Annotated in this window: 20 protein-coding genes; 12 read left to right on the top strand and 8 right to left on the bottom strand. The window is 72.2% G+C overall.

Translation table 11 applies throughout. The annotated features are described in order from the left end of the window. The first annotated feature begins 35 nt into the window (after positions 1-35). From BRM1_RS03855 to BRM1_RS03840, 4 genes are read left to right on the top strand one after another with little or no spacing between them, the layout of a single operon-like run. Positions 36-686 carry a TetR/AcrR family transcriptional regulator gene (locus BRM1_RS03855; protein ID WP_160954294.1) on the top strand — a complete coding sequence of 217 codons (651 nt, stop codon included), beginning with the start codon at positions 36-38 and terminating at the stop codon, positions 684-686. Next, on the top strand, positions 683-2635 hold the full coding sequence (locus BRM1_RS03850) for an MDR family MFS transporter (RefSeq protein WP_268528422.1): 1953 nt from the start codon (positions 683-685) through the stop codon (positions 2633-2635). Before BRM1_RS03855 ends, BRM1_RS03850 begins: the two co-directional genes overlap by 4 nt. Further along, the gene (locus BRM1_RS03845) at positions 2565-3548 is read left to right on the top strand and encodes a D-2-hydroxyacid dehydrogenase (protein ID WP_268528419.1); all 984 of its coding nucleotides are present in this window, start codon (positions 2565-2567) and stop codon (positions 3546-3548) included. Before BRM1_RS03850 ends, BRM1_RS03845 begins: the two co-directional genes overlap by 71 nt. Then, positions 3545-4216 carry a hypothetical protein gene (locus BRM1_RS03840; RefSeq protein WP_268528417.1) on the top strand — a complete coding sequence of 224 codons (672 nt, stop codon included), beginning with the start codon at positions 3545-3547 and terminating at the stop codon, positions 4214-4216. The genes BRM1_RS03845 and BRM1_RS03840 overlap by 4 nt, the downstream gene beginning before the upstream one ends. A 103-nt stretch (positions 4217-4319) precedes the next feature. On the opposite strand, the gene BRM1_RS03835 is transcribed toward BRM1_RS03840, so the two are convergent. From BRM1_RS03835 to BRM1_RS03815, 5 genes are all read right to left on the bottom strand, one after another. Then, complete coding sequence (locus BRM1_RS03835; protein WP_268528414.1) at positions 4320-5750, bottom strand: glyceraldehyde-3-phosphate dehydrogenase; 1431 nt, start codon at positions 5748-5750, stop codon at positions 4320-4322. A 61-nt stretch (positions 5751-5811) separates the two neighbouring features. Next, the gene (locus BRM1_RS03830; protein ID WP_160953927.1) at positions 5812-6456 is read right to left on the bottom strand and encodes a DNA-3-methyladenine glycosylase; all 645 of its coding nucleotides are present in this window, start codon (positions 6454-6456) and stop codon (positions 5812-5814) included. Beyond that, the gene (locus tag BRM1_RS03825) at positions 6453-7532 is read right to left on the bottom strand and encodes a YhjD/YihY/BrkB family envelope integrity protein (protein WP_268528409.1); all 1080 of its coding nucleotides are present in this window, start codon (positions 7530-7532) and stop codon (positions 6453-6455) included. The genes BRM1_RS03830 and BRM1_RS03825 overlap by 4 nt, the downstream gene beginning before the upstream one ends. A gap of 52 nt (positions 7533-7584) precedes the next feature. Next, the gene (ppk2, locus tag BRM1_RS03820; RefSeq protein WP_160953929.1) at positions 7585-8583 is read right to left on the bottom strand and encodes a polyphosphate kinase 2; all 999 of its coding nucleotides are present in this window, start codon (positions 8581-8583) and stop codon (positions 7585-7587) included. 63 nt (positions 8584-8646) lie between these two features. Further along, positions 8647-10521 carry an AMP-dependent synthetase/ligase gene (locus tag BRM1_RS03815; protein WP_268528403.1) on the bottom strand — a complete coding sequence of 625 codons (1875 nt, stop codon included), beginning with the start codon at positions 10519-10521 and terminating at the stop codon, positions 8647-8649. A gap of 226 nt (positions 10522-10747) precedes the next feature. Here BRM1_RS03815 and leuS point away from each other — a divergent pair, with 226 nt between their 5' ends. Then, entirely contained in the window at positions 10748-13630 is a 2883-nt protein-coding gene (gene leuS, locus BRM1_RS03810; protein WP_160953931.1) for a leucine--tRNA ligase, read from the top strand. Positions 13631-13711: 81 nt separating this feature from the next. After that, positions 13712-14539: an ammonia-dependent NAD(+) synthetase gene (gene nadE, locus BRM1_RS03805; protein ID WP_160953932.1), complete on the top strand. Its 828-nt coding sequence runs from the start codon at positions 13712-13714 to the stop codon at positions 14537-14539. Positions 14540-14579: 40 nt separating this feature from the next. On the opposite strand, the gene BRM1_RS03800 is transcribed toward nadE, so the two are convergent. Beyond that, positions 14580-15266 (bottom strand): hypothetical protein, encoded by a 687-nt coding sequence (locus tag BRM1_RS03800; RefSeq protein ID WP_160953933.1) that lies wholly within the window; start codon positions 15264-15266, stop codon positions 14580-14582. Positions 15267-15376: 110 nt separating this feature from the next. Here BRM1_RS03800 and BRM1_RS03795 point away from each other — a divergent pair, with 110 nt between their 5' ends. The 6 genes from BRM1_RS03795 to BRM1_RS03770 all read left to right on the top strand — a co-directional run bounded on the left by BRM1_RS03795 (position 15377) and on the right by BRM1_RS03770 (position 20254). Next, positions 15377-16687, top strand: a complete 1311-nt coding sequence (locus BRM1_RS03795; RefSeq protein ID WP_268528394.1) for a UDP-glucose dehydrogenase family protein — start codon at positions 15377-15379, stop codon at positions 16685-16687. Beyond that, on the top strand, positions 16684-17589 hold the full coding sequence (locus BRM1_RS03790) for a DegV family protein (RefSeq protein WP_268528392.1): 906 nt from the start codon (positions 16684-16686) through the stop codon (positions 17587-17589). Before BRM1_RS03795 ends, BRM1_RS03790 begins: the two co-directional genes overlap by 4 nt. A 118-nt stretch (positions 17590-17707) precedes the next feature. Continuing rightward, entirely contained in the window at positions 17708-18511 is an 804-nt protein-coding gene (locus BRM1_RS03785; RefSeq protein WP_160953936.1) for a helix-hairpin-helix domain-containing protein, read from the top strand. Between the two features lie 538 nt (positions 18512-19049). Further along, complete coding sequence (locus BRM1_RS03780; protein WP_268528388.1) at positions 19050-19559, top strand: hypothetical protein; 510 nt, start codon at positions 19050-19052, stop codon at positions 19557-19559. A 131-nt stretch (positions 19560-19690) separates the two neighbouring features. Then, positions 19691-19858 carry a hypothetical protein gene (locus BRM1_RS03775; protein ID WP_268528385.1) on the top strand — a complete coding sequence of 56 codons (168 nt, stop codon included), beginning with the start codon at positions 19691-19693 and terminating at the stop codon, positions 19856-19858. Positions 19859-19930: 72 nt separating this feature from the next. Beyond that, complete coding sequence (locus BRM1_RS03770) at positions 19931-20254, top strand: hypothetical protein (RefSeq protein WP_268528383.1); 324 nt, start codon at positions 19931-19933, stop codon at positions 20252-20254. Positions 20255-20310: 56 nt separating this feature from the next. Here BRM1_RS03770 and BRM1_RS03765 read toward each other — a convergent pair whose 3' ends face one another. Both BRM1_RS03765 and BRM1_RS03760 read right to left on the bottom strand, forming a co-directional pair. Then, complete coding sequence (locus BRM1_RS03765) at positions 20311-20820, bottom strand: hypothetical protein (RefSeq protein WP_268528380.1); 510 nt, start codon at positions 20818-20820, stop codon at positions 20311-20313. A 4-nt stretch (positions 20821-20824) separates the two neighbouring features. Then, positions 20825-21754: a hypothetical protein gene (locus tag BRM1_RS03760; RefSeq protein ID WP_268528377.1), complete on the bottom strand. Its 930-nt coding sequence runs from the start codon at positions 21752-21754 to the stop codon at positions 20825-20827. Positions 21755-21757: the final 3 nt, after the last annotated feature.

The following is a 21757-nucleotide window of genomic DNA, read 5'->3' as shown; positions in this document are numbered from 1 at the left end:
TTGGCGAAAACTTGCATGGCGTGCAAAATTGCACGGTGAGCACATCCCAGGACCACGCTGCCGACTGCGTCTCGCTGCGCGAGCGCAAGGCGCGCCAGACCCGCCAGGCGCTGCAGGACGCCGCGCTCGACCTCGTCTCCGCCGGCACGCTCGAGGGCGTGACCGTCGCCCAGATCGCCGAGCGCGCGGAGGTCTCGCCGCGCACGTTCTTCAACTACTTCTCCTCGAAGGAGGACGCGGTCGTGGGCCTGAGCGCCGAGGCGATGAACGCCGAGGCCCGCCGCGCGGTCATCGCCTCCCTGCCCGAGCGCTCCACCCCGGTCGAGGAGGTCGCCTACGCGCTGCGCGCCGTGTTCTCCAAGATCGGCGGCAAGCCCTCGAACGGCCGCCGGCTGCGCCACCTCATGGGCCAGTACCCCCAGCTCGTCAACCACCGCATGGAGATCACCCGCGACGTCGAGTCCGACCTCGTCGAGGCGATCGCCGAGCGGCTGAGCGCCCGCGGCATGGCCCTGGGCGACGAGGACAGCACCCGGATGCTCATCCTCGTCTGCAAGGCCGCGCTGCAGCACACCTACCGCACCCTGCAGTCCGACCCCTCGTCCTACGAGTCGGAGGAGGCGGCCGAGGCCGTCTTCGCCGACTCCGTGCATCTCCTTCGCTCCGTCATCGAAAGGCTGTCATGACAGACACCGCAATCGCGCAGCCCGCCGCCCGCGGCGCGGCCGGCGCCCCCGCCCGGGCACAGGGCGCCGCGGCGCCCGCCGTGCGCGGCTCGCACCCCGTGGCCGAGCAGCCGGCCATGTCCCCCGGGGCCATCGTCTTGCTGTTCATCGGCCTCATGGTCGCGATGTTCATGTTCTCGCTCAACCAGACGGTGCTCGCCACCGCCCTGCCCACGATCGTGGGCGAGCTCAACGGCGTCGACCAGATGCTGTGGGTCTCCACGGCGTTCATGCTCGCCTCGACGATCATGATGCCCATCTACGGCAAGATCGGCGACCTGTTCGGCCGCAAGCCGCTCTTCATCTTCGCGATCCTCATGTTCCTCGTCGGCTCGACGTTCGGCGTCATGGCGCACAGCATGGGCGTGCTCATCCTGGGCCGCGTGTTCCAGGGCATCGGCGGCGGCGGGATGATGATCCTCTCGCAGTCGATCATCGCCGCCGTCGTCCCGGCGCGCGAGCGCGGCAAGTACATGGGCATCATGGGCGCCACGTTCGCGGTCTCGTCCGTCGCCGGCCCCCTCATCGGCGGCTGGATCACCGAGGGCCCGGGCTGGCGCTGGAACTTTGCGCTCAACTACCCGCTGGGCGCGCTGGCGCTCATCGCCGCGCTCATCTTCCTCAAGGTCCCCAAGCACCACGACGGCCCGCGGCCCAAGGTCGACATCGCCGGCATGCTCATCATCGCCCAGTTCACCACCGCCATGGTGCTCGCCACCGCGTGGGGCGGCCACCAGTACGACTGGGACGACCCGATCATCCTCATGCTCATCGGCGTCGCGGTCATCGCCGCGGTGACGTTCGTCTTCGTCGAGCTGCACGCCCCGAATCCCATGGTGCCCATGACCCTGTTCAAGGACCGCAACTTCGTGCTGTGCACGGTGGCCGGCCTGTTCCTGGGCGTGGCGATGTTCGGCGTGCTGTCCTACATGCCCACCTACCTGCAGATGGTCCACGGCATCGAGGCCACCCTCGCCGGCTTCATGATGGTCCCCATGATGGGCGTCATGCTCATCGTCTCCACCGCCGTGGGCTTCATCGTGTCGAAGACGGGGCGCTACAAGTGGTACCCCGTCATCGGCATCGCGATCGTGGGCGTCTCGCTCGTCATGCTCTCGCGGCTCAAGGCCGACAGCTCGCCCGCCGAGGCGATGATCGGGCTGGGCGTCATGGGCCTGGGCCTGGGCCTGAGCATGCAGATCCTCGTGCTCATCGTGCAGAACTCGTTCCCCGTGTCCATGGTGGGCACGGCGACGGCGTCGAACAACTTCTTCCGCCAGATCGGCGCCACGCTGGGCATGTCGATCATCGGCTCGCTGTTCACCAACCGCCTCATGAACAACCTCCAGGAGGGCATGCAGGGGCTGGGCGCCAATGCGCAGAAGGCCGCGGGCGGCAGCTCGAGCTCGCTGACGCCCTCCCTGGTCAACCAGCTGCCCACCCCCGTCCACGACGTCATCGTGGGCGCCTACAACGACGCCCTCGTGCCGATCTTCCTGTGGGTCGCCCCGCTCACGCTCGCCGCCGTCATCATCCTCCTGTTCGTCAAGGAGAAGGAGCTGGCCACCCGCCTCGAGCCCAATGCGGGCACCGAGCGCGAGGTGCTCGGAGACGACGCCGAGGCGCCGGACGAGGACCGCGCCCAGGAGCCCCGCGCTCACGAGGAGGCCCGGGCCGAGGAGCTCCGCGCTCACGAGGCCCGCGCTCACGAGGTGACCGCGCAGCAGCCGCAGGCGCGCCTCGGGCACGGCCCAGCCGGTAGTGTGGCGCTCACGCCGCCCGTCCCGACCCACGCCGGTGCGGCGGTGCAGCCCGCCGCCTCCCAGGAAGGCCCCGCCCATGCCGGCACTGACGATCCTCAGCAGCCCCCAGCGCCAGCGCAGCGCCCTCGACGAGGTCCTAAGCACTGACGGTGCCCCGGGCGCCGATTGGCAGGTCCGCTGGGTCGAGGACCCGGCGGACCTGCCGGCGGCGCTGCGCGGGGCGGATGCCCTGCTGCTGTGGGACTTCACCTCCCACGCCCTGCAGGGCGCGCTCGGCGGTGCAGACCGGCTGCGCTGGATCCACTCCGCATCGGCCGGCGTCGACCAGCTGCCCTACTCCGAGGTCCGCGGGCTCGGCATCACGGTGACGAACGCCCGCGGCATGTTCGACCGGCCCATCGCCGAATACGTCGCCGGCTGCCTGCTCGACTTCGCCAAGGACACGCACCGCTCGGCGCGGCTGCAGGCCGCCCGCGTGTGGCGCCACCGGCTCACCGAGGACCTGGCAGGAACGCGCGCGCTCATCGTGGGCACCGGCGCGATCGGCCGCCAGATCGCCCGGACGCTTGGCGCACTGGGCGTCGAGGTCGCCGGCGCCGGCACCCGGGCCCGCGGGGGCGACCCGGACTTCGGCGACGTCGTCGACTCCGCGCAGCTGGCCGCCCACGTCGGCGCCTTCGACTGGCTCATCAACGCGACCCCGCTCACCCCGGCCACCACGGGGCTCATCGACGCCGCCGTGTTCGCCGCGATGCGCCCCACCGCCCGGCTCGTGACGATCGGCCGCGGGCCCACCGTCATCACCGCCGACCTCGTGACCGCCCTGCGGGACGGGCAGATCGCCGGGGCCGCGCTCGACGTGGTCGACCCCGAGCCGCTGCCGGAGGACCACCCCCTGTGGGCGCTGCCCACCGCGGTGCTCACGCCGCACATGAGCGGGGACACCCACGGCTGGGAGCGCCGGCTGGCGCAGCAGTTCGCCGCGAACCTCGAGCGCTTCGAGGCCGGGCGCCCCCTGGAGAACACGATCGACCTCGACAAGGGCTACGCGGCATCGTGAGCGCGGCTGAGGACCGGCCGGGCGTCCCCGTGGACGCTGCCGCGGCCGAGCAGGCGCCCCGCACGCGCCTGCTCCACGCCGCCACGACCGAGCTCATGGCCGCCCGCCTCACGACGTTCTTCACCGCAGGCCTGCTGGCCGTGGCCCTGCTGGGCGCCGCGGTGGGCGCGGGAGCGGGGGCGCTGCGCGCGCAGCCGCGCGACCTCGTGCTGCTCTTCGCCGCGACGACCATGGCGCTCGTGGGCTGCGCGGCCGGGATCTTCGCGCTCGTGAGCCTGCGTGCGCTGCGCCGCGATGCGCTCACTGACCTGCAGCACGGCCGCCCGCCGCGCGCCCGCCGCGCGCGCACGCCGGCCGCGGCCTGGACCGCCCTGGCCTGCGGAATCGCGGCTGGGGCGGTGCTCGTCGCCCTGCTGTGGGCCCAGTCGGCGCCGCTCGCCCTGGGGGTGGCCTGGGCCGGCCTGTGCGCGGGGGCGATCGGCCCCGCAGGGCTCGCCGCCCAGCGCCGGGCCGAAGCGGCGCTCGCGGCCGCCCTCGACGACCCCGGGGTGCGCGACTGGTTCGCCCAGGCCGCCCCCGGCTGGCTGCACGCGGCACTCGACGACGAGGCCGAGGCCGCGCGCTCGCGCCGGCGCCGCCAGCGCAGGCTCTTCGGCGCCTCGGACTGAGCCGACCGCGGCGCTCACGCGAACGGGCACCCGGCCCCCTGGGGGAGCCGAGTGCCCGCCGTTGCCCCGGCACCCCGTCGCAGGGGCGCTCAGGCGGTGTCGCTCAGGGGCGCGGCAGCGCCGGCGTGCCCACGCCGGCCATGTCCGCGGCGACCCGGACGACCTGGCAGGAGTAGCCGAACTCGTTGTCGTACCAGACGTAGACGACGGCCCGGTTGTCATCGACGATCGTCGCGAGGCCGTCGACGATCCCGGCGCGGCGCGAGCCGACGAAGTCGCTGGAGACGACCTCGGGCGAGGCGATGTAGTCCACTTGGTTGCGCAGCGGCGAATTCAGCGAGGTCTCGCGGAGGAAGGCGTTGAGCTCGTCGACGCTCGTCGCGGTCTCGAGGTTGAGGTTGAGGATCGCCATGGACACGTCGGGCACCGGCACGCGGATCGCGTTGCCCGACAGCTTGCCCTTGAGGTGAGGGAGCGCCTTGGCCACGGCCTTCGCCGCCCCGGTCTCCGTGAGGACCATGTTCATCCCGGCGGCGCGCCCGCGCCGCGAGCCCTTGTGGAAGTTGTCCGTGAGGTTCTGGTCGTTCGTGAACGCGTGGACGGTCTCCATGTGGCCGTTGGCGATGCCGAACTTCTCGTCGATGACCTTGAGCACGGGGGTGATCGCGTTCGTCGTGCACGAGGCGGCCGAGACGATCGCGTCCGAGCCGATCTCGTCGTCGTTGACGCCGTAGACGATGTTCTTGATGTCGCCCTTGCCGGGCGCGGTGAGGAGGACCTTCGCGGCGCCCTTGCTCTTGAGGTGCTGGCCCAGCCCCTCCGCGTCGCGCCACCGGCCGGTGTTGTCGATGATGAGCGCATCGTCGATCCCGTACTGCGTGTAGTCGACGCTGGCCGGGTCGTTGGAGTAGATGACCTGGATGAGCACGCCGTTGGCGAGGATCGTGTTGGCCTCTTCGTCCACGACGATCGTGCCGTCGAACTTGCCGTGGATCGAATCGCGGCGCAGCAGCGAGGCGCGCTTGATGATGTCGTCGTCGCTGCCGCGGCGCACGACGACGGCGCGCAGGCGCAGGCCGGTGCGCCCGGCGCGGTCGACGAGGATGCGGGCGAGGAGGCGGCCGATGCGCCCGAAGCCGTAGAGCACCACATCGCGCGGCTGCGCCTGCGAGCCGGCGCCGTCGGCGACCTCGGCGAGCGCGGTGCGCAGGTAGGCGTCGAGGTCGCCCCCGGCCGCGCGCCAGCCCGCGGCGAGGCGGCCGATGTCGATGCGCGCGGGGCCGGGATTGAGCGCCTCGATCGCCGCGACGATGTCGGCCGTCGCCTCGATGTCGAGGTCATCGCCGTCGAAGTGGCGGGCGTAGCGGTGGGCCTTGATGATGCCGTTGACGGACTTATTCAGCAGGCTGCGGCCGAAGACGGTCAGCAGCACGTCGTTGTTGCGGTAGAGCCGCCCGACGACGGGGAGGATGCGCTCGGCCGCATCCTGCTTCGCGGCCCATTGGCGCTTCGTTTCCTGGGTGAGGTCAGACACGGGCGATCCCTTCGCATTCGTCGCGGGAGCAGCGCTGCCCCCATATGATCCGCAGATTAGTCTACGTGCGGGCCTTGCCCGCCACGAAGCGGGACACCGTGGGCTCGCCGGGGATCCAGAATCGCCAGGGAAAGGCGGCGGGATCGGCCCCGGGGCCGGAGACCCCCACGCGCGGGCCCGTCGTGTGCGCGGGCCGGGGGCGCACCGGGGCGAAGTCCCATTCGCCGCCGAACAGGTCGGCCCCGTCGTCTGCGAGGTCCGCGCCGAAGCACTGGGCGACGTTGCCGGGGCCGCGGGCCAGGTCGCGGTGCGGGGCGGGGGTGGCCCGGCGCGCGGAGCGCCGCTCGGTCGCGAGCCCGGCGCCCTCGACCACCTCGCCGGCGCGCAGCAGCAGGCCGGTGGGGGCGCCGGGTGCGTCGCAGACCATGTTGAGCGAGTGGTGCAGCCCGTAGATGAAGTAGCAGTACAGGTGGCCGGGTGGGCCGAACATCGTGGCGTTGCGCGCCGTCTGGCCCCGGTAGGAGTGGGAGGCGGGGTCGACCCGCCCGTCGTAGGCCTCCACCTCCGTCAGGCGGATCGCGACGGTGCCCTCCTCGTCCGTGCGCCGCAGCACGCCGCCCAGGGCGTCGGGGGCTACCTCGAGCACGGGCCGGGCGAAGAAGGAGCGGTCGATGCGGTCCTGGCTCAGCGGGGGGTCCTGGCTCATCGGCCGAAGAGGCTCCGCTCGTGGGTGTCCTCGTAGCGCTTGAGCCCGAGCAGCGTCAGCGCGATGATGCCCGCCGCCGCGGCGAGCGCGCCGAAGGACTCCCCGGCGGCCGGGCCGACGGACTTCTCACCCTGCTCCGCCGGGGGCGCCGAGTTGGCCGAGAGCCGGCGGAAGACCGGGCGGTCGTTCGAGGTGCCCATCCAGGCGGCGACGAGCAGCACGATGCGGGTGAAGATGTTCATCGAGAGCATGATCGCGATGACCGGCCCGAACAGCGCGGCGGTGGGCGAGGAGGAGAACGCGTCGACGAGCACGGTGGCGATGTTGAGCAGGACGGTGAGGGCCAGCGCTCCCGCGAACGACCCGATCCGCTTGGTACGCGGCGGAATCGGCTCCGACGGGATGAGCGTGAAGATGAAGAGGAACACGAGCCAGGCCATGAGCAGCGTGATGGCGATCGTGCCGATGTTGAGCAGCGGGGCGAACCAGCCGGGCAGGTCGAGGGCCTGCGCGATCGTCGTCTGCAGGCCCGTGCCCACCGCGGTGGCCGCGATCGTCACGGCGATGCCCACGAGCAGGCCCACGAGGGTGACGACGTTGTTGCCGATGCGCGCGGCGAACGGCTCCTTGGGGACATCGTCCATGTCCGCCGCGAGCTGGAAGCGCACCGCGTCCTTGAAGTTGCCGATGAATCCCTGCGCGGTGTAGAGCGCGCCGACCACCGCGACGATGCCCACCCCGGCCCAGTTCTTCAGGTAGTTCTGCAGCATCTCGACGAGCTGGTCCTGGCCGGGGGCGAGCTGGCGGACCTCGCCGATGACGACGTCGACGAGCTCCGGGCGCACGACGCTGAGCACGAAGCCCAGCGTGGCGAAGGCGAACATGAGCGTGGGGATGAGGGCCAGGACGAGGAAGTAGGTGATCGCCGCGGCGAACTGGTTGCCCATCCGCTGGCCGAACCGGGCGATCGTGTGGCGCAGGTGGACGACCACGGGCTTGCGCAGCACGGTCGCGGCCCCGCCCGGTCGGCGCCGGGTGAGCAGGGCGGTCTGGTCGGTGGCGGCGGTCTCGCTCATGGTGGGGACTCTTCCTCGGCTGGGGGCGGTGGGGTGCGGGGGCGGGCGCGGCTCAGCTGCCCGCGGCCTGCGCGTGCGCGCCCGCGTCTTCTGCGGCGGCGGCCGCGGAGGCCTCGGCGCCCTGGGCGATGCTCGCGGCATCCGATTCGGGCCGCTCGCCCTCGTCGTACATCTGGGCGGGGGAGCCGACGATGAGCGGATCGGCCCCGGCTGCGACCTGCGGGTCCTTGCCCGTGTAGTCGAAGCGGGAGAGCACGTAGCGCATGGCCTCGAGCCGGGCGCGTTTCTTGTCATTGGACTTCACGACGGTCCAGGGCGCGGCGGGGGTGTCGGTGTAGAAGAACATCGCCTCCTTCGCCTCCGTGTAGGCGTCCCACTTGTCGAGGCTCGCGAGGTCGGTGGGGGAGAGCTTCCACTGCTTGACCGGGTCGGTCAGTCGCGAGGAGAAGCGGTGGAGCTGCTCCTCCCGGCCCACGGAGAACCAGAACTTGATGATCGAGATGCCGGCCCGGGTGAGCATCTCCTCGAACTGCGGGGCCGAGCGGGTGAAGTCGAGGTACTGCGCGGGGGTGCAGTAGCCCATGACGCGCTCGACGCCGGCCCGGTTGTACCAGGAGCGGTCGAAGAGCACGATCTCCCCAGCGGCCGGCAGGTGGGAGACGTAGCGCTGGAAGTACCACTGCGTCTGCTCGCGCTCCGTGGGCTTCTCCAGCGCCGCGATGCGCGCCCCGCGGGGGTTGAGGTGCTCGGTGAAGCGCTTGATCGCCCCGCCCTTGCCGGCGGCGTCGCGGCCCTCGAAGAGGATGACGACCTTCTGGCCGGTCTCCTTGACCCACGACTGGAACTTGAGCAGCTCGATCTGCAGCGCTCGCTTGGCGTCCTCGTACTCGTCCCGGCCGAGCTTCTTGGAGTACGGGTAGTCCTTCTTCCAGGCGTCCTTGCCCGCGGCATCGGGGCCCAGGTCGGCCGCCAGCTTGGCCAGGACCGCCTTGGCCGAATCGATGTCCGGGGAGTCCTGGGGGGCGGTGCCCGCAATCGTCTTCGCGCTCATGGCTCGATTCTATGCACAGGCGCGCCCGCCGGCCTCCCGCCGGCAGGCGCGCTCGGGTGGGCCTCAGTGCCGCCCGCGGCGGGGCGCGCCCTGCTCCGCGCCCGAGGCGGGGGCGGGCTGCGCCTGCTGGTTCGGGTTGGGCTGGGAGTAGATGTCCTCGATGACGTCCGCGTAGCGCTCGTCGATGACCTTGCGCTTGACGGACTGCTTGGCCGACAGCTCGCCGGCCTCCTCCGTGAGCTCGTTGGGCAGCACGCGGAACTCGTGGATGCCCTCGGCGCGCGAGACGGTGCGGTTGGCGTAGTCGACCTCGTGGGAGATCGCGGCGCGCACCCGCTCGTCGCCCGCCGCCTCTTCGGGGCTCATGGCGGGCAGGTCGTGGTTGTCGAGCCAGGTGGGCAGCATCTCCGGGTCGAGGAAGATGAGGGCGGAGACGAACTTGCGGTTGTCGCCGATGACGACGGCCTGGCTGATGAGCGCGTGGCGGCGCAGCACGTCCTCGAGCGGGGCGGGGGCGACGTTCTTGCCGCCGGAGGTGACGATGAGCTCCTTCTTCCGCCCGGTGATCGTGAGGAAGCCGTCCTCGTCGAGGGCGCCCATGTCGCCCGTGCGGAACCAGCCGTTCGCAAACGCCTCCGCCGTCGCCTCGGGGTTGTCGAGGTAGCCCTCGAACACGCACGCGCCGCGCGCGAGCACCTCGCCGTCGGGGGCCACGGCGATCGCGTTGCCCGGCAGCGGGACGCCCACGGTGCCGATCTTGGCCCGGCCCGGCACGTTGACGGCAACGGGCGCGGTGGTCTCCGTGAGGCCGTAGCCCTCGAGCACGTCGACCCCGATCCCGGCGAAGAAGTGGCCGAGGTGGGTGCCCAGCGGGCCGCCGCCGGAGATCGCGTGGGCTGCCTGGCCGCCCATGACCGCGCGCAGCTTCGAGTACACGAGCGCGTCGTAGAACGCGTGCTGGGCGCGCAGCGCCACCGGGATGCGACCGGCCGCCCGCGCCTGCGAGTAGCGCACGGCCACTGCCTCGGCGCGGCGGAAGATGTGCCCGCGACCGTCGCTCTGAGCCTTGGCCACGGCGGAGTTGTAGACCTTCTCGAACACGCGCGGCACGCCCAGGATGAACGTGGGGCGGAAGAGGCCCAGCGAGGAGGTGAGCTTGCCCATGTCCGCCTCGTGGGCGAGCACGGTGCCCGAGGTCAGCGCCGCGACCTCGATGTAGCGGGCGAACACGTGGGCGGTGGGCAGGAACAGCAGGCAGCGGGCGCCGGGCGCCATGATCTGGGGCAGCTGCATCATGCCGGCCTGGACGGTCTGGACGAAGTTCGCGTGGGTGAGCACACAGCCCTTGGGCCTCCCGGTTGTGCCCGAGGTGTAGATGATCGTCGCGGGGTCGGCCTGGGCGACCGCGGTGCGTGCCGCCTCGAGCTGGGCATCGGTGACGGAGCGGCCGTCGGCGATGAGCTCGTCGAACGTGGCGCCCTCCCACGTGAAGGTGCCGAGTTCAGTGCCCGCATCCGCCCCGGCGCGGCGCACCCGCTCGGCGTTGTCCGCGGTCGCGGTGAGCGCGTAGCGGACCTGGGCATTGGAGACCATCCAGGCGATCTGCTCATCGCTCGAGGTGTCGTAGAACGGCACGGAGACCGCGCCTGTGAACCACAGGGCGTAGTCGGCCAGGGTCCACTCGTAGCTCGTGGGGCCGAAGATGCCCACGCGCTGGCCGGGTCGCACACCGCGGGCGATGAGGCCCTTGGCCACCGCGCGGACCTGGCCGAGGAACTGCCCGGCGCTGACCTCGGCCTCGCGGCCGCGGCGGAGGATGCTGAGCAGATGGGCCTGCGGATCGACCTCGACGCGCTGGATGAGCGCGTCGGAGATCGTGGAGGTCTCGTCGACGGGGTAGTCGGCGGCCGTTGCCGCTTGGCTCATCGTCTCGGTCATAGGGACTCCCTCGGTGGCAGGCTCGGTTGCGGTTCGGCGGGCCGAGCCCGTCGGGGACCCGGCCAGCTTAGCGGCGCGGTCGCCGCTGACAGACGCGATTGATGTTACCTGAGACACAGGTATTCTGCGCGTACCATGGACCTCGCCGCTGCCTTCCCCGGCAGGCGGCCCCTCCGGCGCACCCAGCACTGCGGAGCGCCCGCACCCACCCGTCGAAAGGACGCCCATGGCCCCCTCCGAACAGCCCGCCCGCTCACACCGCTACACGGCGGAGCTCGCTGGCCGGATCGAGGGCAAGTGGCAGGACCGCTGGGAGCGCGAGGAGACCTTCGCCGCGCCCAATCCAGCAGGCGACCTCGCACAGACCCCGCGCGGGAAGCGGGCCACGGACATGGAGCCCGCCTACTTCATGGACATGTTCCCCTACCCTTCGGGCCGCGGGCTGCACGTGGGCCACCCGCTGGGCTACGTCGCCACCGACGTCCACGCCCGCTACAACCGGATGCTCGGCAAGAACGTCATGCACGCGCTGGGCTACGACGCGTTCGGCCTGCCCGCCGAGCAGTACGCCGTGCAGACCGGCCAGCACCCGCGGGTCACGACCGAGGAGAACATCGCGAACATGCGCTCGCAGCTGCGCCGGCTGGGGCTGGGCCACGACGCGCGGCGCACCTTCGCCACGACGGACCCCGAGTTCGTCAAGTGGACGCAGTGGATCTTCGTGCAGATCTTCGACTCCTGGTACGACCCCCAGGCCGCCGACGGCCGCGGCGCCGCGCGCCCCATCACCGAGCTCATCGCGCAGTTCGAGGCGGGCCGCGACACAGGCCGCGGAGCCTGGGCCGAGCTCGACGCCGCCGCGCGCGAGGACGTCCTGCAGGACTACCGGCTGGCCTACGTCTCCGAGTCCCCGGTCAACTGGTGCCCGGGCCTGGGCACCGTCCTCGCCAACGAGGAGGTCACCGCGGAGGGCCGCTCCGAGCGCGGCAACTTCCCCGTCTTCACCCGCCGCCTGCGGCAGTGGAACATGCGCATCACCGCCTACGCCGACCGCCTCGTTGACGACCTCGACGCCGTCGACTGGCCCGAATCGGTCAAGCAGATGCAGCGCAACTGGATCGGCCGCTCGACCGGCGCCCTCCTGCGCTTCTCACCCGCCGCCGGTGCGGCGTCGGACGCCGGGCCGGACGACATCGAGGTCTACACGACCCGCGCGGACACGCTGTTCGGCGGGACGTTCCTCGTCCTCTCCCCGGAGCACCCGCTCGTCGAGGCATACACCGCGCAGCGGTGGCCCGCCGGCACCCCGGAACCCTGGACCGGCGGCGCGGACACTCCCGCTGCGGCGATCGCGGCCTACCGCCGTGCCGCCGCCGCGAAGACCCCGCTCGAGCGCCAGGAGGGCAAGGACAAGACCGGCGTGTTCACCGGCACGTCCGTGGTCAACCCGGCCACGGGCGAGGCGATGCCCGTGTTCGTGGCCGACTACGTGCTCATGGGCTACGGGACCGGCGCGGTCATGGGCGTGCCGGCCGAGGACCCGCGCGACTGGGACTTCGCCCAGGCCTACGGGCTGCCCTACGTGCGCACCGTGCAGCCGGCCGAGGACCACCCCGAGGATCGGCCGTATACGGGCGAGGGCGAGAAGATCAACTCCGCGAACGCGGAGATCGACCTCAACGGCCGCCCGATCGCCGAGGCCAAGGCCGCGATCGTCGAGTGGCTGGGCGAGCGCGCGGAGGCGACCACCCAGTACCGGCTGCGCGACTGGCTGTTCTCCCGCCAGCGCTACTGGGGCGAGCCGTTCCCCATCGTCTACGACGAGGCGGGCGTGCCCCACGCGCTGCCCGCCGACCAGCTGCCCGTGGACCTGCCCGAGGTGCCCGACTTCTCGCCGCGCACCTTCGCCGCCGACGACGTCGACTCCGAGCCCGAACCGCCCCTGGGCCGCAATGCGGACTGGGTGAGCGTGGAGCTGGACCTGGGCGATGGGCCCCGCCGCTACCGCCGCGAGACGAACACCATGCCCAACTGGGCCGGCTCCTCGTGGTACCAGCTGCGCTACGCGGACCCGCACAACGACGCCGCTTCCGTCGGCCCGGAGAACGAGGCGTACTGGCTGGGCCCGCGCGGCGCCGGCGATTCGGGCGGCGCTGACCTCTACGTGGGCGGCGTCGAGCACGCCGTGCTCCACCTCCTCTACGCCCGCTTCTGGCACAAGGTGCTCTTCGACCTGGGCCACATCAGCTCGTGGGAGCCCTTCCGCAAGCTCATCAACCAGGGCTACATCCAGGCCTACGCGTTCACCGACGCCCGCGGCGTCTACGTGCCCGCCGACGAGGTCGAGGAGCACACGGACGAGGCAGGAAACACGACCTACACGCACGGCGGCCAGCCCGTTGCCCGCGAGTACGGCAAGATGGGCAAGTCGCTGAAGAACATGGTGACCCCGGAGGACATGTACGCCGCGTTCGGCGCGGACACCTTCCGGGTCTACGAGATGTCGATGGGGCCCCTCGTCGACTCGCGCCCCTGGGAGACCCGCGCCGTCGTGGGCGCCCAGCGCTTCCTCCAGCGCGTGTGGCGCCTGGCCGTGGACGAGGAGACCGGCGAGACCGCCGTGTCCGACGAGCCCGCGGACGGCGAGACCCGCCGCGTGCTCCACCAGACGATCGCCGGCGTGCGCGAGGACATGGACCACTTCCGCTACAACACGGTCGTGGCCAAGCTCATCGTCCTCGTCAACCACCTGACGAAGGCCGGCAGCGCGCCGCGCGAGGCCATGGAGCCGCTGGCGATCATGCTCGCGCCCCTCGCCCCGCACCTCGCAGAGGAGATCTGGGAGCGCATGGGACACGACCACACGATCACGTACGCCCCGTACCCCGTCGCCGACGAGTCCCAGCTGCGCGCGGAGGCCGTCACGTGCGTCGTGCAGGTCAGGGGCAAGGTGCGCGACCGCCTCGAGGTGGACCCGGAGATCGATCCGGGCGAGCTCGAGGCGCTCGCCATCGCCTCCGACGGCGCGCAGAAGTTCCTCCAGGGCGCCGCGCCGCTCAAGGTCATCGTCCGCGCGCCCAAGCTCGTCAACATCGTCCCGGCGCAGTGACAGTCCCGGCGCAGTAGGCGGGGCCGGCCTCCGCCCGGGCGCCGTTACGCGCGCGAAACGGCGCCCGCATAGGGTTGGGACATGGCAACGATCTCCGATCCCATCCGCCGGGCGCTCCACACGAGCCCCCGGATCGAGCCCGCCGCGGAGGTCGCGCGCCGGGTCCAGTTCCTCGTCGACTACTGCCTGACGAGCGCCGCGCACGGCTTCGTGCTCGGCATCTCCGGTGGGCAGGACTCCTCGCTGGCCGGCCGGCTGTGCCAGCTCGCCGCCGAGGAGCTGCGCCGCCGCGGCGCGGACGCGCGCTTCACCGCCGTGCGCCTGCCCTACCGCGTGCAGGCCGATGAGGCGGACGCGCAGCTCGCGCTCGGCTTCATCGGGGCCGACGAGGTGCTCGACGTCGACATCGCCGCGGGCGCCGACGGCGTCGCGGCGGCCTACGAGGCCGCGGCTGGCGAGCCGCTCAGCGACTTCGTCAAGGGCAACGTCAAGGCGCGCGTGCGGATGACGGCGCAGTACGCGATCGCGGGCCAGCGCGGCCAGCTCGTCGTCGGCACCGACCACGCCGCCGAGGCCGTCACCGGGTTCTTCACGAAGTACGGCGACGGCGGGGCCGACGTCGTCCCGCTCACCGGCCTGAGCAAGCGCCAGGGCGCGGCACTCCTGTCCCACCTCGGCGCCCCCGCCCGGCTGTGGGAGAAGGCGCCGACCGCCGACCTGCTCGACGAGGCGCCCGGCCAGACCGACGAGTCCTCGCTCGGGCTGACCTACGCCCAGATCGACGACTACCTCGAGGGCCGCGAGGTCGCCGAGGACACGGCGCGCCGCATCGAGGAGCGCTACCGGGCCACCGAGCACAAGCGCCGGGTGCCCGTGGGCCCCGACGACGAGTGGTGGATCCGCTGCTGAGCCGGGCCTGATCGACCCGGCGGCGCGCAGGCCGCGGTGCTCAGCGCAGCGCGCCGGACTCCAGGGCCGCGCGCTGGAAGTCCGCGCGGGCGGCGACGAGCCGGCCAGCGGCCTCCTCGCCGGCCGCCTGGGCCTGGCCGAACTCGCGCCAGCCGCCGCGCCGGGCATCGCCCGAGCGCATCGCGCGCGCCCCGGCCTGCGCCTCGTCCGTCTCCGCGCGCACCCACGAGCTCAGCCGCTCCGCGCTGCGGTAGAGGTCCATGAAGGCCCGGTGGCAGGCGCGGTCGTCGAAGCTCTCGCGCTCGAACTCGCGCAGGAACGCGGCGAGGGCCTGGAGGTCGGCCGCCCGCAGCGAGCCGGGGCCGCCGGCCACGCGCAGATCGGCGACGAGCCCCTCACCCTGCGGCAGCAGCTCGCCGATGCGCGCCGCGCGCCGGGCATCGGCGCCGCCGTCGTCGGCCTCGACCGCGGTGAGGGCGACCGGCTCCACGTGGCCCCACGCGGCCGCGAGCTCCTCGTTCAGCCGGTCGATGCGCGCCTGCGCACGGGCCCACTGGCGGGCGAGCAGCACCGCGCACACGGCCGCGGCCAGCGAGCCGAGGAGGCCGATGAGCCACGCCGCTGGGTGCAGCGGCGGGATGAGGAAGAGGATGATCGAGGCGGCGATGACGACGACGAGCACCGAGGCCGCGATCGAGTTGACGAGGAAGTCTGCAAAACGCTTCACGCCCACAAGCCTAGTCAATCGCCGCACGGTCCCGAACATCTATGCTGGTCGTGCCGACCAGTTCGCACCGTGCGGCCGGCCGTCGACTCGTAGGGAGTGAGCGGAACGCCATGACAGTCATCTCCGTCATCGGGTGCGGCTACCTCGGGGCCGTCCACGCCGCGGCCATGGCGTCGATCGGCCACGACGTCATCGGGGTCGATGTCGACGCCGAGCGCATCGCCGCGCTCGCGCAGTACCGCCCGCCGTTCTTCGAGCCGGGCCTGCCGGAGCTGCTGAGCGCCGGCCAGGAGTCCGGTCGGCTGGCCTTCACCACGGACATCGGCGCCGCGCGCGCGGCCTCCGTCCACTTCGTGTGCGTGGGCACCCCGCAGGCGCGGAACGGGCTGGGGGCGGACATGGCGTTCGTCGATGCCGCGGTCGACTCGCTGCTCCCGCAGCTCGACACCGGCGATCTCGTGGTGGGCAAGTCCACCGTGCCCGTGGGCACGGCCGAACGGCTGGCGCCGGCCATCCGCGAGCGCGGGGCCGAACTCGCCTGGAACCCGGAGTTCCTGCGCGAGGGCCACGCGGTCGAGGACACCCTGCGGCCCTCGCGGTTCGTCTACGGCGTTCCCGCGGGCAAGGCGGGCCAGCGCGCGGCCGCCAAGCTCGACGAGGTCTACGCGGACGGCCTGGAGGCGGGCATCTCCCGGCTGACCGCCGACTACGCGACGGCCGAGCTCGTCAAGACCGCCGCGAACTCCTTCCTGGCCACGAAAATCTCCTTCATCAACGCGATGGCCGAGCTGTGCGAGGCCTCCGGTGCCGATGTCACGGTCCTCGCCGAGGCACTCGGGATGGACGAGCGGATCGGCCGCGCCTTCCTCAACGCCGGCCTGGGCTTCGGGGGCGGCTGCCTGCCCAAGGACATCCGCGCGTTCATGGCCCGTGCCGACGAGCTCGGCGCGGACCAGGCCGTGGGCTTCCTCCGCGAGGTCGACGCGATCAACCTGCGCCGGCGCGAGCGCACGGTCGACCTCGCCCGCCAGGAGCTCGACGGCAGCGTCGCCGGGCGCCGGATCGCGGTGCTCGGAGCCTCGTTCAAGCCCAACTCGGACGATGTGCGCGACTCCCCGGCGCTCGATGTCGCCCGGATGCTCGCGCGCGAGGGCGCCCAGGTCCGCGTCGCCGATCCGCAGGCGCTCGACAACGCCCGGCGCGTGGCCCCCGAGCTGGACTACGCGACGACCGCGGCCGAGGCGCTCACCGGAGCCGACCTCGTCCTGCTGCTCACCGAGTGGGCCGAGTACCGCGACCTCGATCCACAGGACGCCGGCGCCGCCGTCGCGCGGCGGGTCGTGGTGGACGGGCGCAACGCCCTCGACCCGCACCGCTGGCGCTCGGCCGGCTGGACCTATCGCGCGCTGGGGCGGCCATGAGGATCGGCCTCGTCACCGACTCCACCGCGCGGCTGGGCCCGGCGGAGGCGCAGCGGCTGCGCGACGAGCTCGCCGGGCACTTCGACATTGTCGAGCTCACGGTCTCCGTCGACGGTGCGGAGCGCCCCGATTCGCAGTGGTCGCCCGCCGATGTCTGCACCGCGATGGCGGCGGGGCTGCCCGTGACGACGTCGATGCCCGCTGCAGGCGACTTCGCGGACGCCTACCGGCGCCTCATCGCCGACGGCGCGGAGGCCCTCATCGTCCTCACGCTGTCCGCGGAGCTCTCCGGCACCTGGCAGGCGGCGCGCGCCGCGGCGGACGAGGTCATGGCCGAGGGCGATGCGACGATCGCCGTCATCGACTCGCGCACGATCTCCGCGGGCCTTGCCGGGGCCGTCGCGATCGCCGCGGCCGGCGCGCAGCTCGAGCCGGACCAGCTCGCGGCCGAGGTCGCCGACTGGTGCTCCGAGGAGACCCGCGCGTTCTTCGTCCCGGCCAGCCTCGAGTACCTGCGCCGCGGCGGGCGGATCGGCGCCGCCTCCTCGCTCATCGGCAGGGCGCTGTCGATCGTGCCCGTCCTCGGCCTGCGGGACGGGGCGGTGGTCCCGCTGGCCCGGGTGCGCACCCGGGCCCGGGCCGAGGAGCGGATGGCCGCGCTGCTGCTGGCCAGCGCGCAGGAGTTCGCCGACCGCTACCCCGGCCGCGGGATCGAGATCGTGCTCCTGCACGCCGAGGAGACCGCGGCCGCCGCCGGTGCCCCGTTCGCCCGCCTGCACGAGCAGGTCAGCGCGCTCCCGCTGCCGGAGGGCACCCGCGTGAGCAGCGCGGCGATCTCCACCGTCGTCACGGCCCACGTGGGGCCGGGCACGGTGGGCGCGTTCGTCCAGACCGCCCCCTAGCCGCGCGGGGTCACAGCCCCCGCCGCGCGTGCGCGCGGGGCCTGGGCGCCGCCGCTCGGCCGTCCCCAGGCCCGGCGCCCCGCCCCAGCCGGTTCCCCGGTTGCCTAGCGTGCGCTCCATGGCGCCCTCACCCGATGACCGCTTCGCAGGCCTCCTCGACCGCAGCGCCGCCCGCGGCTGGAGCCCCGCCGACGACGATGACGTCGACGACCTCGACGACCTCCTGCCGCGCACGCGGCCCGTGCCGCGGCGCACGATCATCGTGGTGGTCAGCGTGCTGGCGGTGGCGGCGGCCCTCGCGTTCTTCCTGCTCACCCGGCCGCGGGCCCCGGCCGCCGAGGACACGGCGGCGCCGCTGGTCAGCGATGCCGCCGGCGGGCAGGCGGGCGGATCCGGCGAGCTGAGCGGGGCGGGGAACGCAGGGACCGCCGCCGCGGAGGCGTCCGTGCACGTCGTGGGCGCGGTGCGCCGGCCCGGTGTCGTCCGGCTGCCCACCGGCTCCCGCGTGGCCGACGCGATCACGGCAGCGGGCGGCGCGCAGCCGGCCGCCGACGAGGCCCGCGTCAACCTCGCCCGCAGGGTCGTCGACGGGGAGCAGATCGTGGTGCCGAAGAAGGGGGAGGCGCTTGCCCAGTCCGCCCCCGCGGCCACGGCTCCCGGGGGCTCCGGTGAGGGCACAGGCGGGAACTCCGGCGGGGGCTCAGGCGGGTCCGGGGGAGGCTCCGCGGGCGCACCGGTGAACATCAACACCGCCGACGAAACCGGGCTCGACGCGCTGCCGGGCGTCGGCCCGGCGACCGCACAGGCGATCATCGGGTACAGGGAGGAGCACGGGGCGTTCGCCTCGGTCGACGCGCTCACGGACGTGCCGGGCATCGGCGATGCCACGCTCGAGAAGCTGCGCCCCCTCGTCACGGTCTGACCCGCCTCGGCGCCGGGGCCGGCGCCGAGGCGGTGGGCGGCGCGATGGCAGCGGGCCAGGCCACGGGCGGCCGGATCGCGGCAGGCCAGACCACAGCCGGACCGGTGGGCCACGGGGTGGGCGCGGCGGGCGGGTCGGCGTTCGAGGTGCGGCGCTGGGCGCGGCCCGGCGGGTGCTCCTCGAGCGCGCCGCGACCGTGCGCCTGGCCGCGGCCACAGCGGCGGCATGGGCGGCCGCCCTTGCACCGGTGCCTGCCGGGTGGGTCATCGCCGGCGCCGGAGCCGCCGCCCTCGCGGCGCTTGCGGTGCTGCTGCGGGCCCGCTCGGCGCCCGGCCGTCCCGCGGTTCCCACCGGTCGAACCGCGGGCCCGGCGGATCGTGCCGGCGGCCAACCTGGGCGAGCCGGCGGCCAACCTGTGCGAGCCGGTGACCAGCCGGCACGAGCGGCCGGCCCGGCGGGACTGACCCGCGGCGCGGGACGAGCCCATGGCCCGGTGGGACGAACCGGACGCCTGCCGGGGCGAGACTCGGCAGGCAGGGTGGCTGCCGCCGCGCTCCTGTTCGCGGCACTGGCCGCCGGAGGGGTGGGCGTCGTCACCGCGCGCGGGCAGGCGGCGGCGGGGGACTTCGACGGCGAGCTGCTCATCGTCTCCGATCCGCACACCGGCCCCAGCGGCCTCGTACGCGCGCAGGCGAGGGGCGGGGCCGGGACTGTGAGCCTGCTCAGCCGCACCGCGCTGCCGCCCGCCGGCAGCCGCGTCCGGGTGCGCGCGCAGCTGCGGCGCAGCGGCCCGGAGCTCGTTGCGTTCCTCAGCGGCGCTCCGGAGGTCCGCGTGCCCCCGGGGCCGGCGTGGCGGCTGCGGGCCGGGCTGCGCGCCTACCTGCGCCAGGCCGCTGGCACCGCGACGGAGGGCGCCGCCCTGCTGCCGGGCCTCGTCGTGGGCGATACGAGCGGCGTCGGCGAGGGCCTCGATGCGGACATGAAGACCGTCTCCCTGGCCCACATCACCGCCGTCTCCGGTGAGACTACTACAAAGAGAGGTGCGTAATCCTAGGCAGTGCCCCGGTGCTTGCGTAGCCTCGGATGAAGAGCCGATCGTGTGAGATGAGAACTGGTTCGTGCGCAACCGCGCGGGCCGAGACACTCCACAGGCGCGAGGTGTGAGAGGAGAGCGCAGGAGTGGATGAAACGTTCGGGCACGAGGACGAGGCGTACCGGACGTGCGCCGAGTGCGGTGGTGACTGCGAGCCGGAACCCGTGCCGACCGATGCAGGCATGCGCATCGCCTTCAGCTGTCCCACCCACGGTGTGCACACCGTCATCGACCCGTTCGAGGACTTGAGGTAGTTGCTGGTCGGTGGCCGCCTGCGGCGACCCGGGAGTCGAGCTGACAGCTCAGAACAACCTGGAGGTACCGCCATGACTTGGAAGACCATCAACGAGAGCGTGACCGTGCACTATCCGCACTTCACGATGACCGGCTCCATCGACCACGATCCTGCTCAGGCGGCACTCGCTCAGGTCGACGCCGAAACGGGCGAGGATGAGGTTCTCTCCGTCGATCTCTCTGGGTACGGCTATGTGCCAGGTCCCCATGAGGTCTTCGTGAAGGACTGGTCGGAGCACCGCGGATTCGCTGCTGCATTGCAGGTGGCAGGCGTCATCGAGATCGTCGGAGAGGTCCTCGTTGGACCCTTCATGTCGAGGGCGTACAGAGTGCGGATTACGCGCGGAGAACTCTAGAAACGGTGTGCGCCTGCCAGCGCAGGAGACGGCCACGCATGGCGGAGCGCGGTGCGTCAGTTTCGACGCATCGCGATGCGTTTGTATGCTCGGCGCAGCCGCTTGAGGCACATACCGATCACGAGGAGGAAGTGCACCGTCGCAGCGACGGCTATACCCGTCAGGACCGGCCCTATTTGGTCGTCCCCAATCCACTTCCCGGCACCACCGACGATGAGGAAGAGCGCCAGGGCGAGACCCCAAAGAATGGCCCACAGCGTGTTCGCCATGCACTCGTCCACGAGCACGTAGTCGTCCTCACCGAGCCTCTTGTCCGTGCCCAAAGTGACGCGCAGCTGGAACAGGAACACGGCCATGGCGAAGAGCAGCCCGGCCACGATCGAGATGCCCGACACGGCAGCACCGACCTCGGACATCTTCGCGCCGAGCTTCCAGACGGCCACGCCAGCGCCTAGAGGGAGGAATGCCTGCCAGGCGATCGCCCACCAGTCGGGACGGCCCGTGCGGTTGTCATAGAGCGTGCGGAAGTGATCGGCGGGCACGCTCCACAGAGACGCTTTGCCCATCTCGTCACGCTCCTTGCTGCGACGGGCTGCTCCATGCTGAGTTCCACTCACCGCCGGCCCGTGCTAGCAGGTCGCGTACCGTCTCGGTGCATCTCTCCACCAGCTTGTCGACGTCGAGGGCCTCCTCGTTGGAGTCGTTGAGCACCTCGCGGATCGCAGGTGCCCCCTCTGAGCCCAATTGGAACTTCTTGGTCCGCCCGTCCCTCACCATCGTCACGAAGACGTCGTGGTCCTCGGGTAACTCGTCGACTGCAACCACCTCGGCCACGACGCTTGCGTGGTGCAGTTCCCCGAGGAGCTTGCCCGGAAAGAACCCGCGCCTCTCTGGCCGCGCGACGTGCGACACCCGGCCTACCTTGACCGTCAAGCCGTCGGCGACGTCCGCGCTTTTGCCAGTAACGCGCACCTCGACCTCTGTGAGCTTGGCTGCCTCTCGCCACGCCTCGCCCTCGGTGACCGGGGCAGTGACCATGGTGATCTGATCGGTGTACTGGCTGAAGTGGGACTTGAACAGGCGGAGTATCCGGCCTCCCGCGGAGCCGCGCGACGACTCTTCGGAGAGGAAATAAGCTCTCTCTCCTTCGGCAGGAACGAACAGCATCGCCCGGTTCTGCCCCGTGGGTGCCTGGTGGTTCTCGATCTCTCCGACAGGGTCGCCGGTATCGGTGTCGACAACTTCCCCAGGCTCTCCATACGCACCAACCCGCAGATCGAGCAGAACCACCCGAGGCGCGTAACGCGTCACCTCCGCAACGCTGACCCAAGTCTGTCGTCTCTCATCGTGCGTGTCGGACGTACTCAAGCCCTTCGTCCAGGTCGCGAAGAGGTCCAGAAGGTCTTCACCACCGAGGTCGGCGGGCGCGAAGCTGGCCGCGTTGTGCTTCCGCTTCTGGTGGAACGTCAGCTCCGATACGGTCAGGACGCGACGGCCCATGGA

The sequence above is a fragment of the Brevibacterium sp. BRM-1 genome, assembly GCF_026802075.1.
GTDB classification, from domain to species: Bacteria; Actinomycetota; Actinomycetes; order Actinomycetales; family Brevibacteriaceae; genus Brevibacterium; species Brevibacterium rongguiense.
This window is presented reverse-complemented; position numbering and strand designations above follow the sequence as displayed.